Consider the following 12,572-nt stretch of genomic DNA (forward strand, 5'->3'; position numbering starts at 1 on the left):
CGCGTACAAGGGGACGGTTGGGTAAAGTGACGCGGCATCGGCTTTTACTCTCGGCCGCGTTCCCCGCGCTTCTCGCCGCCGCTGCGCCAGCATTCGCGCAGGATAGCGCCGCGACCGCGCCGCTCCCGGCGCCTGCCCCCACCCCTGCCGGATCGCCCGCTCCGGATGCGAACAGTGATGACGAGCAATCGCGCGAGGTGACGTTCAGCGCCGATTCGCTCGATTATGACAGCAAGACCGATATCGTTACCGCAACCGGCGACGTTCGCATGCGACGCGACGGCGAACGACTGCGTGCCGATACCGTCACCTGGAACCGCAAGACCGGCCAAGTGGTGGCGAACGGCGATGTCGTCGTCACCAATCCCGGTGGTGACGCGGCTTATGGCTCGGCAGTCGAGCTGACCGACACGCTGAAGGACGGCGTTGTCGACAACATCCTGGTCGTGCTCGACAAAGGTGGCAGGCTCGCGGCGAACAAGGGCACACGCGAGAATGGCATCATCACGCTCGACGAGGCTGCCTATACGCCGTGCAGCGTGCTCGATTCGAGCAATTGCGCCAAGCAGCCAAGCTGGCACATCACCGCGTTGCGCGTCGTCTATAATCCCGACCGCCACCGAATCTATTACAAGGGTGGGCGATTCTACCTGTTCGGTCTGCCGACGATCCCGCTCCCGGCTTTTTCCAATCCTGTCGGCCTGGGTGCGCAGACGGGTCTGCTGACTCCCAATGCGCAGTATAGCCGCGTCAACGGCTTCGAACTTGCGCTGCCCTATTATTTCCACATCGCGCCCAATCGCGGGCTGACGGTTACGCCGCGTTTCTATTCGAACGCGCTGCCCTTGCTGGGCATCGACTATCAGGCGCTGACCGAGCTCGGCGCTTATCGTATCCAGGTGCTTGGCACGTCGAGCCGCCGCACCGATTCGACCGGCGCGCTCAGCACGACCGGCGGCAATGTGTTCCGCGGTTATTTGGATGTCGCGGGGCGCTTTCAATTGAGCCCGGAGTGGAGCGTATCAACGTCGCTGCGGCTCACTACCGACCGCACTTTCCTTCGCCGCTACGACATTTCGCGCGACGACATCCTGCGCGATACGGTCAATGTCGAGCGGATCGGCGCGAACAGCTATTTCTCGATCGCGGGCTGGGCGGTGCAGACGCTCCGGGTCGGCGACCGCCAGGGCTTGCAGCCGTTCGCGCTGCCCGAAATCGATTATCGGCGGCGCTTCGGCGGCGGGCTTTCGGGCGCGGTGCTGACGCTCCAGCTGAATACGCTCGCGATCGATCGCTCCGCCGGGCAAGACACGCAGCGCGCTTTTGTGAGCGCGGAATGGGTGCTGCGCCGCATTACCGCCTGGGGCCAGGAAGTCTCGCTGACGGCTTATGGTCGCGGCGATCTCTATCATGCCGGCGACACGGCGGCGACAAGCGTGATCGATTATCGCGGCAAGGATGGCGTGCAGGGTCGGTTCATCGGCGCGCTCGCCTTTGACGTGAAGTGGCCGTTCGTCGGCGCGTTGTTCGGCGGCACCCAACGGCTGACACCGCGCATTCAGTTCGTCGCCGCTCCCCGCCTCGCCAATCTCTCGGTGCCGAATGAAGACGCGCGCGCTGTCGATCTCGAAGATTCGAACCTGTTCGCGCTCAATCGCTTCCCGGGATATGATCGGTTCGAGGACAGCTCGCGCGTTACTTACGGGCTTGAATGGGCATTGAATGTCCCCGACCTCTCGATCGACGCGACGGTCGGGCAAAGCGTGCGCCTGAGCAGCCAATCGACTATCGTGCCGGTCGGTACGGGCTTTTCGGGCCGGGTATCTGACATCGTCGGCCGCACCGAGGTGCGTTACAAGGATTTCCTCTCTGTCGTTCATCGCTACCGGATCGACCGAACCAACTTCGTGATCCGGCGCAACGAAATCGACGCGACGGTGGGCTCGCGTGATACCTATTTGTTGCTGGGGTATCTTCGCCTCAACCGCAATATTACGACCTCGCTCGAAGATCTTCGCGACCGTGAGGAAGCGCGGGTTGGCGGCCGCATCGCCTTTACCCGCTTCTGGTCGGTTTTCGGCTCGGCGGTCGTCGATCTCACCGGCAAGAATGAAGACCCGCTGACGACGTCCAACGGGTTCACGCCGATCCGCCATCGCATCGGCTTTGCTTATGAAGATGATTGCCTGCGGCTCGGCGTGACGTGGAAGCGCGATTATCAGGACACTGGCGACGCGCGGCGCGGCAACAGCTTCCTGTTGACGCTGGCGTTCAAGAATCTTGGCCGCTAAGCTTTCGTTCAGACCGGCGCTGCCATCAAGCCGCCACCATTTTAAGGAAGTCTTCCCAACGTGACGATGATTTCGATGCTGACGGGCCGTATCGGCCGCGTGCTGGCGCTGCTGGGCAGCACCGCCATTGCCGGCGCGGCGCTCGCGCAAGCCGTGCCGGACAACAGCGTGCCCGATACCGGCCTCAACATTCCGGCCAATTTGCAGCTGTTCGGCAAGGTCGACCCCAATGTCCGCAAGCCGACTGCGATCGTCAACGACTCCGTCATCACCGGAACCGACATCGACCAGCGACTGGCGCTTGCGCTGAATGCGAATAACGTGAAGCCAAGTGCGGAAGAGCTGCAACAGCTTCGCCTGCGCGTTCTTTCAGTGCTGATCGATGAGACGCTGCAGGTGCAGGAAGCCAAAGCGCACGAGATCAAAGTCGAGGGCGCCGAAGTCGATCAGGCAATCGCCAAGATTTCGCGCAACTTCCAGAAAACGCCGCAGGAACTTCGCGGTTATCTTCGCGAGATCGGCTCGTCGGAAAAATCGCTGCGCCGCCAGGTCGAGGCCGAGCTGTACTGGAACCGCTACCTTCACAAGCGCATCGATCCGTTCGTCAACGTCAGCGACGACGAGGTGAAGGCGATCCTCGCTCGCCTGGAAGCGGCGAAAGGATCGACCGAGTTCCACGTCAAGGAAATCTATCTGCAATCGACGCCGGCCAATACTCAGCAGGTGTTCGCCGAAGCGCGCGCGCTGATGGAGCAGATTCAACAAGGCAAGCGCCAGTTTGAGGAAGTCGCAGCAACCCGGTCCGACGCATCGACCAAGTCGGTCGGTGGCGATCTTGGTTGGGTGAAGCCGTCGGCACTGCCTGAAGCGCTGTCGCAGGCCGCGGCATCGATGGATATCAACCAGATTGCCGGGCCGATCGAATCGCCCGGCGGTTTTTCGATCCTGTTCCTCGCGGACAAGCGCAAAGTGCTGACCGCCGATCCGCGCGATGCGGTCCTCAGCCTGCGCCAGGTGTCGCTGCCGTTCCCGACCGGGATCACCCAGGCCCAGGCTACCGCCAAGGTCGCCGATTTTGCCAAGGCGCTGCAAGGCATTCACGGCTGTGGCGATGTTACCAAGGTCGCGTCCTCGATCGGGGCGGAAGTCGTCGACAATGACGCGGTCAAGGTTCGCGATCTGCCGGCGCCGCTGCAGGATATGATGACCAAGCTGCAGGTCGGTGAGAGCTCGCCGCCATTCGGTTCGCCTTCCGATGGCGTGCGCAGCCTCGTGCTGTGCGGTCGCACGGACCCGCAGGACGGTCAGTTGCCCGGCATGGAGCAGGTGCGCAATCAGATGGAGCAGCAGGCGCTCAACCTGCGTGCCGAGCACAAGCTGCGCGATTTGCGGCGCGACGCGATTATCGAATATCGCTGATCTCCCGCGCATTCGCTCGAGGAGCGCCGATCATGGCCATGCCTGAGCTGCCCATCGTCATTGCCATGGGCGATCCGGCGGGGATCGGTCCTGAGATCATCGCCAAGGCGTGGGAGGCGCGCGACGCAGCGCAACTCGCTCCGTTTTTCGTGATTGGCGATCCCGGCGCGATCGAGCGCGTCTGGGCAGGTCCGGTGGCTCTGGTGACCGATCCAGGCCAAGCCAAGAGTATTTTCGGCAACGCGTTGCCGGTCCTCGCGGTCGAGCATCCCGGCGACATAACGCCTGGCAACCCGACCGTGGATGGCGCGCGCATGGCGCTGCACGCGCTGGAAATGGCTTGTGGGTTGGCGCGGTCGGGCGCTGCCCTTGCGCTCGTCACGGGGCCGGTGTCGAAGGCCCAGCTCTACGCGATCGGGTTTGATTATCCCGGCCAGACCGAGTTCGTTGCCGAGCGGTGCGGCGTCGCGCGCGATAACGCCGTGATGATGCTTGCCGGTCCCGATCTGCGCGTCGTGCCGATGACGGTGCACGTCCCGCTCGCCGAGGTTTCGGCGCTGCTGACGGTCGATCTGGTGCTCGCCAAGGCGCGCGCCGCAGCCCGCGGATTGAGCCGCACCTTCGGCATCGAGCAACCACGCCTGGCCTTTGCGGGCTTCAATCCCCATGCCGGCGAGCGCGGCGCACTGGGCGGCGAGGAGGAAAAGGTGCTGGCGCCCGCCATCGCCCTTCTGCGCGACGAAGGCATCGACGCGACTGGCCCCTTTCCCGCCGACACGATGTTCCACACCGAAGCCCGCGCGCGTTATGACGTGGCGATGTGCTGCTATCACGATCAGGCGCTGGTGCCGCTCAAGACGCTGTATTTTGACGAGGGGGTGAACATCACCCTGGGACTCCCCATCGTCCGCACCTCGCCCGATCATGGCACGGCGTTCGATATTGCCGGGCGCGGTGTCGCGAGCGCCAAGGCGACGATCGCCGCGATCCGCATGGCGAGCGAAGCGGCTCGCTATCGCGCCGAGACCGCCGCCAGCGGCTCGTGACCGATCTGCCGCCGCTGCGCGAGGTCATCGCGCGCCATGGGCTCAGCGCGAGCAAGGCGCTTGGGCAGAATTTCCTGCTCGACGGCCAATTGCTGGCGCGCATCGCGGCCGTGCCGGGCGATCTGACCGATGTTGAAGTGTTCGAAGTCGGGCCAGGACCGGGCGGCTTGACGCGGGCGCTGCTGCTTGCCGGTGCGCGTGTGACAGCGGTCGAGCGCGACCGGCGCTGCCTGCCGGCGCTTGCCGAATTGAGCGAGGCTTTCCCTAGACAGCTAACCATCATCGAAGGCGACGCGCTCGGAATCAACCTGCGCGACCATTTCGATCGGCCGCCCCACATCGTTTCGAATCTGCCCTATAATGTCGGCACCGCATTGCTCGTTCGCTGGCTGTCGGGCGATTGGCCGCCCTTCTGGCAAAGCCTGACGCTGATGTTCCAGCGCGAAGTCGCCGATCGTATCGTCGCGAAGACCGGCGAGGACGCTTATGGCCGGCTCGCCGTGCTCGCGCAATGGCGGTCGACCGCGCGGATCGCGATGACGGTGCATCGCTCCGCCTTCACTCCACCGCCCAAGGTGATGTCGGCCGTCGTCCATCTTATGCCTGCTGCTCAGCCGGCGGGGGTCGACTTCACCATCCTTGAGCGCCTTACCGCGGCTGCCTTTGGCCAGCGCCGCAAGATGCTGCGCCAAAGCCTGAAGAGCGTTCCGGGCGCCATCGCTGCGATCGAGCAGATTGGCATCGACGCGACCCGGCGCGCGGAGACGATCAGCGTCGACGAATTCGTCGCGCTGGCGCGGGTGCTCAGTCCTTCGGAGTGACCGTCGGCGTTGCCATCGCAGCTTGTGGGGCAGCGTGGGCAATGGCGTTGGCGAGCTGCGTCGCTTCCGGGCAGGCAGTGTTGCGGCACACTTTGCGAATCTTGGCGAGATTATCGCGCGCCTTGATCAGCGCGCCCTTGGCAACGAGCGCCTCACCCTGGCCGCGCAACGCCGCCAAGTCATTGGGATCAAGCTCAAGCGCATCGCGATAATGGCGATAGGCAAGCCCCGGCAGGCCCCGCGCCCTGGCGACATCACCCAGAGCGACATAAGCGCCGCGATTGCGCGGATCGGCGACCAGCGCGGTTTCGAGCGTATCGGTCGCTGCTTCGAGCTGCCCGGCGGCCAGCTGCGCTTTCCCTTCCTGCAGCAGCGCGACCGATTTGGCGTTGATCTGATCGTCGGGGCGCTGTGCCTCGATCGCGGTCGCAACGGTAGCGAGCGCGGCGGCGCCGGCAAGAGCAAAGGGCAGGAAACGCATGAACTGCTCCAAACTAAAGGCCTTGGGTGCTACCATGGTGCACCAAGTGTTGCGACAAAAAACCCGTCTGTCGACTCCTGCTTCGGGGTCAGGCGGAGCCCGGGGCCGCGCGCTTGTCCAAGCGGCAGGTCGATCGGGCGGCTTTGCCAGCCGGGATGGCGCTGCAGAAAGCCTGCCACACGCTCGGGTCCCTCTTCGTCGAGCAGCGAGCAGACGACATAGGCCAGCGTGCCGCCGGGCCGCACCAATGCCGCCGCGATGTCGAGCAGCCGGGCCTGCGCCGTGGCCAACCGGCCAAGCTCGGCGGGCGTGATCCGCCAGCGCGCCTCAGGGTTGCGCCGCCAGGTGCCGGTGCCCGAACAAGGCGCGTCGACCAGCACGAGATCAGCGCGCGCCTGCCAATCGACGAGCATCGACGCTTCCTGGCCTGGGTTGAGCAGCCGGACTTCGGCGATCGTCACGCCGGCGCGTTCCGCGCGGGGGGCGAGGCGCGACAAGCGGTCGCGATTGGTATCGGTCGCCAGGATGTGCCCGCGATTTTCCATCATCGCCGCGAGCGCCAGCGTCTTGCCGCCGCCGCCGGCGCATAGATCGATGATCGCCATGCCCGGCTCGGCGCCGGTGGCGAGCGTGACGAACTGGCTGCCGGCGTCCTGGACCTCGGCCAGGCCCGCCAATGCGGCGACGTCGGTGCCGCCGGGCAAGCGCAGCGCGTCGGGCAGGCCAGGCACCGTCTCGGTCTTGATATCCCGGAGCTTGGCGAGCACTTGATCGACGGTCGTTTTCAACCGGTTGACGCGAATGTCGAGCGGCGCGCGATCGGCGGCCATTGCGGCGAGGTCATCAAGGGTGAGCTCGGAAGCGAGCAGCCGATCGGTCAGCCAGCGCGGCGCGACGCCGAGATCGGCAATCGGCTCATCGGGATCGAACGGCGCGGGCGCGTGCCCTTCGCCCGTGAACAACGCCGCCCGCTCCGCCGGATCGAGCGTCGCGAGCAGCGCCGCGCGCCCGCTGGCCGGCAGGTCGCCAAGCGTTCGGATTGCGCGATAGACGAGGTCACGCACCGCGCGGCGGTCCTTCGATCCCGCATAACGTCGCGTGGCGAAATAGCGGGTGATCAGCGTGTCGGCCGCGGCACCGCCATCGCGTGCCGCCGCGATGATCGCATCGAGCAAGTCGATCGCTGCCTGGGCGCGGGCGCCGGGAGTCATCCTCGCGCCTTATCGTGTCGGATAATTGGGCGCCTCGCGGGTGATCGTCACGTCGTGGACATGGCTTTCTTTCAGCCCCGCACCGGTGATCTGGACGAACTTGGCGCGCCGCTGGAGCGCTTCGATCGTCGCGGCACCCGTATAGCCCATCGCTGCGCGCACGCCGCCAGTGAGCTGATGGATCACGTCCTTGGCTGGGCCCTTGAACGGCACTTGGCCCTCGATTCCTTCAGGCACCAGCTTGAGCTGATCCTTGATGTCCTGCTGGAAATAGCGGTCTGCCGAGCCGCGCGCCATTGCGCCGACCGAGCCCATGCCGCGATAGGATTTGTAAGCGCGACCCTGGTAGAGGAATGTCTCGCCCGGCGCTTCCTCGGTGCCCGCGAGCAGCGAGCCGACCATCACGCTCGATGCGCCCGCCGCGAGCGCCTTGGCGACGTCGCCCGAGGTGCGGATGCCGCCATCGGCGATCACCGGCACGCCGGCGCGCTGCCCTTCCTCGGCGCAATCGATGATCGCCGTAAGCTGGGGCACGCCGACGCCGGCCACCACGCGTGTGGTGCAGATCGAGCCTGGGCCGATGCCGACCTTCACCGCGTCCGCGCCCGCGTCGATCAACGCCTTGGTGGCTTCAGCGGTGGCGACATTGCCGGCGACAACCTGCACCGCGTTGCTCAGCTTCTTCACTCGCTCGACCGCGCGCGCAACGTCGCGGTTGTGCCCGTGCGCCGTGTCGATAACAATGCAATCGACCTCGGCATCGACCAAAGCCTCGGTGCGGTGAAAGCCCTTGTCGCCCACCGTCGTTGCTGCCGCAACGCGCAGCCGGCCGGCGCCATCCTTGGTCGCGTCGGGGTAGGTGACGGCCTTCTCGATGTCCTTGACGGTGATGAGACCGATGCAGCGATAGGCATCATCGACCACGAGCAGCTTTTCGATCCGGCGTTGGTGGAGCAGGCGCCGCGCTTCCTCATGGCTCGCTCCGGCGCTGACCGTCGCGAGATTGTCGTGAGTCATCAGTTCCGACACCGGCTGATCGGGCTTGTCGGCAAAGCGCACGTCGCGATTGGTGAGGATGCCGACCAGGCGCCCGTCGGCCTCGGTCACCGGAATGCCGCTGATCCGGTGCCGCTCCATCAACGCGCGGGCATCGGCCAATGTCGCATCAGGCGCGATGGTGATCGGGTTGACGACCATGCCCGATTCGAAACGCTTGACCTGGCGCACCGCCGCGACCTGCTCGTCGATGTCCAGATTGCGGTGGAGCACGCCGATCCCGCCCATCTGCGCCATCACGATCGCCATGTCGGCTTCGGTGACCGTGTCCATCGCGGCGGACAGGAACGGAATGTTGAGGCCGATGCTGCGCGTCAGTCGGGTGCGCGTGTCCGCCATGCTGGGCAGCAGGTCCGATTCGGCAGGCAGCAGCAGGACATCGTCAAAGGTAAGGCCAAGCCGGATGTCCATGAGTGCCACTGTCCTTGCGCGGGGGTCGAATGTGGCGGCCCATGTAACCAACCCCTGTGGCGCGCGCTAGGGGGCAAGGCGAGGATTTGCCGTGCGCCGGGCTGTGCAGCGCCCTCACCCGTGCTAAACCGATGTTATCAGGCGATTGGTGTGATCGCGGGCGGAGGGATGCATGGACATCTTTATCGGGTTTCTGGCGGCGCTGCTGATCGTGGCGCTGTTCTACGCGATCAGCAGTATCAAGGTGGTCCGCCAGGGCTATCAATATACGATCGAGCATTTCGGCCGGTTTACCGCCGTCGCTCGCCCGGGTCTGAATTTCTATCCCGCTTTCTTTTATTCGGTCGGCCGCAAGATCAACATGATGGAGCAAGTGCTCGATATCCCGAGCCAGGAAATCATCACCAAGGATAACGCCATGGTCGGCGTTGACGGGGTGGTGTTCTTCCAAGTGCTCGACGCGGCCAAGGCGGCGTACGAAGTGTCCGACCTGTTCGTCGCGATCATGCAGCTGGCGACGACCAATCTGCGCACCGTGATGGGGTCGATGGACCTCGACGAGCTGCTGTCGAAGCGCGACGACATCAACGCGCGGCTGCTCAACGTCGTCGATCACGCGACCAATCCATGGGGTGTGAAGATCACCCGCGTCGAGGTGAAGGACATTCGCCCGCCGGTCGACATCGTCAACGCCATGGCGCGGCAGATGAAGGCCGAGCGAGAGAAGCGCGCCAACATCCTGGAGGCAGAGGGTACGCGCGCCTCGGAAATCCTGCGCGCCGAGGGGCAGAAGCAGGCGCGTATCCTGGAGGCCGAGGGTCGCAAGGAATCGGCCTTCCGCGACTCCGAAGCGCGCGAGCGCGCAGCTGAAGCCGAAGCCAAGGCGACTCGGCTTGTATCCGAAGCGATCGAGCAAGGATCGGCGCAAGCGATCAACTATTTCATCGCGCAAAAATATGTCGAGGCAGTCGGCAAATTCGCGACGTCGACCAACGCCAAGACGATCCTCTTCCCGGTCGAGGCGACGCAGTTGATCGGCACGCTGGGCGGTATTGGCGAGATTGCCAAGGAAGCGCTTGGCTCGGGTAGCGGACCGGCATCGGCCCCGACCGCCCCGCGCGCCTCTACCTCGACGCGCGCGACCCGCTTGCAGCCAGGATCGAGCGACGCGTCCTAGCGGCGAGCGCAATCGCCATGCACCTCTCGCTTGCGATCATCTGGCTGGCGCTGGCGCTGGTCCTTGGCGTGGCGGAGCTCGCCGCGCCGGGGGTGTTCCTGATCTTCGTCGCGATCGCTGCGGCGATGACTGGTTTGCTCGCGTTTGCGCTGCCCGACCTGCCGCTCGTCGTTCAGTTTCTATCGGTGGCAGCGTGGAGCCTGGTGACGATCGTAATCGGGCGGCGCTGGTATCGCGATTACCCGGTCGCCACCGCCGATCGGCTGCTCAATGACCGCGCCGCCCGCCTGGTCGGCGAAACGGTGACGATCACCGAGCCGATCCGCGGCGGCAAGGGTCGCGCGCGCCTCGGCGATGGCGAGTGGATCGCGACTGGGCCGGACATGCCGAGCGGCGCGCACGCTCGCGTCGTCCGCGCGACGGGGGCAACGATCGCGGTCGAGCCGGTCGCGCTGCCCGCGCCGGATGCCTAGCTCTTCTGGCCGAAAAGCCCGCTCACTGCCCCGAACGCGCCCGCGGCATCGCCTGCCTGACCCTTGAGCAGATCGGCAAAGCGGCCAAGCGCACCTTCGCCGCCGATATGGCCGACGATTTCCTGCAGCGTGTCGGTGGACAGCCCGGTATTCTCGGCGGCCGTTTCAACGGTATCGCCGGGCGCGTGATGCGCCGCGCCGAGCGCCTGAACGGCTGCCTCCGCCTGATCGGGCGAGATGCCGACCTTGGCCGCCAGATTGGCGACATCGACATTGCTGGAAACCTGGGCGAGCAGACCGTCGAGCATTCCCATCGGCAATTCCTTCGCTGGAGAGGCGTCGAACCTATCACATGCCAAGCTGCATCGCGAGCGCGATATCCCCTCCGCCGTTAAGCGAGCTGGCCGACTTTCGGCGCCGATTGCCGCACGCCTTCGTCGACATGTTCGGCAAATTGTGCGAAATTCTCGTTGAACAAGTCGACCAGACGCGCGGCGGTCGCGTCATACTCGGCCTTGTTCGCCCAGGCTTCGCGCGGATCGAGGATCGACGGGTCGACCCCCGGCACACTCACCGGCACTTTGAAGCCGAAATTGGGGTCTGTGCGGAACTCTGCATCGTTCAGGCTGCCGTCGAGCGCGGCGTTGAGCAGCGCGCGGGTCGCCTTGATCGGCATGCGCTTGATCCCCGGCATCGTCGCCTTGCCGCCCGACCAGCCGGTGTTGACCAGCCAGCAATCGACGCTGCCCTTGGCAATCCGCTCCTTCAAGAGATTGCCATAGACCGACGGGTGGCGCGGCATGAACGGCGCGCCGAAGCAGGTCGAGAAGGTCGCTTCCGGCTCGGTCACGCCGATTTCGGTGCCGGCGACGCGCGCGGTATAGCCCGACAGGAAGTGATACATCGCCTGCTCGGGCGTCAGCTTGGCGATCGGCGGCAGCACGCCATAGGCATCCGCGGTCAGCATGATGACGTTGCGCGGCACCGGGCCCATATTGTCGGCCGACGCATTCGGAATGAAGTCGATCGGGTACGAGCCGCGGCTGTTTTCGGCGAGGCTCGCGTCGTCGAGGTCGAGCTGGCGCGTGATGGGGTCCATGACGACATTTTCGAGCACCGTGCCGAAGCGCTTGGTCGTCGCGTAGATTTCGGGCTCGGCCTCGGCCGACAAGCGGATCATCTTGGCGTAGCAGCCACCTTCGAAATTGAAGACGGCGGTGTCCGACCAGCCATGCTCGTCGTCACCGATCAGCGTGCGGCTCGCGTCGGCGCTGAGCGTTGTCTTGCCGGTGCCCGACAAGCCGAAGAACACCGCCGTGTCGCCATCGGCGCCGATATTCGCCGAGCAATGCATCGGCATGATGCCTTGTGTCGGCAGCAGATAATTGAGCAGGCCGAACACCGACTTCTTCATCTCGCCGGCATAAGCCGTGCCGCCGATCAGAATCAGCTTTTCGGTAAAGTTGACCGCGATCACCGTTTCGCTGCGGCTGCCATGGCGCGCGGGATCAGCGCGGAAGCTCGGCAAGTCGATGATCGTATATTCCGGGGTAAAGCCCGCCAGTTCGTCGGCACCCGGGCGCACCAGCAGCGTGCGGATGAACAGGCTGTGCCACGCGAGCTCGTTGATCACGCGGACGCGGACGCGATGCTCGGGCTGCGAGCCGCCATACAGGTCCTGGACGAACAGCGTGTCCTTCTCGCCCAGTGCCGCGAGGAAATCCGCCTTGAGCGCGGCAAAATGCTCGGGCGTCATGCCCTTGTTGGTCTTGCCCCACCAGATGGTGCTCTCGGTCTCGGCATCGCGGACGATGAACTTGTCCTGCGCCGAGCGGCCGGTGTGCTTGCCGGTCGCGACAACCAAGGGACCGTCTGCCGCGAGCCGCCCCTCGCCGCGCGCAACGGCTGCTTCGACGAGCGGCGCGGTCAGCAGATTCCAGTGCAGCGCCGCCTTGGTCGAAATGCCTTGCGCTTCGAGACCGAAACGGGGGGTGCGCTCACTCACGTCATCTTCTCCTGTTGCGATGCGCCGGAGCTTTCCGCCCGGCCGCGCCCTGCGTCATCCATGGCGACGCATACGTATGCCAAGCCGCATATCCTTGCGCCGGGGATCGGTCAAATCCCCTGGTCCAGCGGCAGCGGCGGTTGAGCATTGGCGCGCTTTCGCCTAGGCCGGTCAAGTGACG

At 65.2% G+C, this 12,572-nt stretch carries 11 protein-coding genes; 6 read left to right on the top strand and 5 right to left on the bottom strand.

Annotated features, from left to right (window positions below):
- Window positions 1-26 precede the first annotated feature (26 nt).
- The 4 genes from ACLB0R_RS15280 to rsmA all read left to right on the top strand — a co-directional run bounded on the left by ACLB0R_RS15280 (window position 27) and on the right by rsmA (window position 5,577).
- On the top strand, window positions 27-2,291 hold the full coding sequence (locus tag ACLB0R_RS15280; protein WP_416644371.1) for an LPS-assembly protein LptD: 2,265 nt from the start codon (window positions 27-29) through the stop codon (window positions 2,289-2,291).
- Window positions 2,292-2,357: 66 nt separating this feature from the next.
- Window positions 2,358-3,710, top strand: coding sequence for a peptidylprolyl isomerase (locus ACLB0R_RS15285; RefSeq protein WP_416644372.1), 1,353 nt, complete (start codon window positions 2,358-2,360; stop codon window positions 3,708-3,710).
- A gap of 38 nt (window positions 3,711-3,748) precedes the next feature.
- The gene (pdxA, locus tag ACLB0R_RS15290; RefSeq protein WP_416644373.1) at window positions 3,749-4,756 is read left to right on the top strand and encodes a 4-hydroxythreonine-4-phosphate dehydrogenase PdxA; all 1,008 of its coding nucleotides are present in this window, start codon (window positions 3,749-3,751) and stop codon (window positions 4,754-4,756) included.
- Window positions 4,753-5,577 carry a 16S rRNA (adenine(1518)-N(6)/adenine(1519)-N(6))-dimethyltransferase RsmA gene (gene rsmA / locus ACLB0R_RS15295; RefSeq protein ID WP_416644209.1) on the top strand — a complete coding sequence of 275 codons (825 nt, stop codon included), beginning with the start codon at window positions 4,753-4,755 and terminating at the stop codon, window positions 5,575-5,577. The genes pdxA and rsmA overlap by 4 nt, the downstream gene beginning before the upstream one ends.
- Here rsmA and ACLB0R_RS15300 read toward each other — a convergent pair.
- The 3 genes from ACLB0R_RS15300 to guaB are packed head-to-tail and all read right to left on the bottom strand — an operon-like array spanning window position 5,561 to window position 8,736.
- Window positions 5,561-6,058: a hypothetical protein gene (locus ACLB0R_RS15300; RefSeq protein ID WP_416644210.1), complete on the bottom strand. Its 498-nt coding sequence runs from the start codon at window positions 6,056-6,058 to the stop codon at window positions 5,561-5,563. The two genes, rsmA and ACLB0R_RS15300, sit on opposite strands and share 17 nt — an antisense overlap.
- A gap of 29 nt (window positions 6,059-6,087) precedes the next feature.
- Window positions 6,088-7,269 (bottom strand): RsmB/NOP family class I SAM-dependent RNA methyltransferase, encoded by a 1,182-nt coding sequence (locus ACLB0R_RS15305; RefSeq protein WP_416644211.1) that lies wholly within the window; start codon window positions 7,267-7,269, stop codon window positions 6,088-6,090.
- Window positions 7,270-7,278: 9 nt separating this feature from the next.
- Window positions 7,279-8,736: an IMP dehydrogenase gene (gene guaB / locus ACLB0R_RS15310; protein ID WP_416644212.1), complete on the bottom strand. Its 1,458-nt coding sequence runs from the start codon at window positions 8,734-8,736 to the stop codon at window positions 7,279-7,281.
- 172 nt (window positions 8,737-8,908) lie between these two features.
- Here guaB and ACLB0R_RS15315 point away from each other — a divergent pair, with 172 nt between their 5' ends.
- Complete coding sequence (locus ACLB0R_RS15315) at window positions 8,909-9,913, top strand: SPFH domain-containing protein (RefSeq protein WP_416644213.1); 1,005 nt, start codon at window positions 8,909-8,911, stop codon at window positions 9,911-9,913.
- A gap of 17 nt (window positions 9,914-9,930) precedes the next feature.
- Entirely contained in the window at window positions 9,931-10,386 is a 456-nt protein-coding gene (locus ACLB0R_RS15320) for an NfeD family protein (protein ID WP_416644214.1), read from the top strand.
- Here ACLB0R_RS15320 and ACLB0R_RS15325 read toward each other — a convergent pair.
- Together ACLB0R_RS15325 and ACLB0R_RS15330 are read right to left on the bottom strand one after the other, a co-directional pair.
- Window positions 10,383-10,700, bottom strand: coding sequence for a hypothetical protein (locus tag ACLB0R_RS15325; RefSeq protein WP_416644215.1), 318 nt, complete (start codon window positions 10,698-10,700; stop codon window positions 10,383-10,385). The two genes, ACLB0R_RS15320 and ACLB0R_RS15325, sit on opposite strands and share 4 nt — an antisense overlap.
- A 77-nt stretch (window positions 10,701-10,777) precedes the next feature.
- Window positions 10,778-12,391, bottom strand: coding sequence for a phosphoenolpyruvate carboxykinase (locus ACLB0R_RS15330; RefSeq protein WP_416644216.1), 1,614 nt, complete (start codon window positions 12,389-12,391; stop codon window positions 10,778-10,780).
- Between the last annotated feature and the right edge of the window lie 181 nt (window positions 12,392-12,572).

It is taken from the genome of Sphingomonas sp. GlSt437, assembly GCF_048015635.2.
GTDB lineage: Bacteria > Pseudomonadota > Alphaproteobacteria > Sphingomonadales > Sphingomonadaceae > Sphingomonas.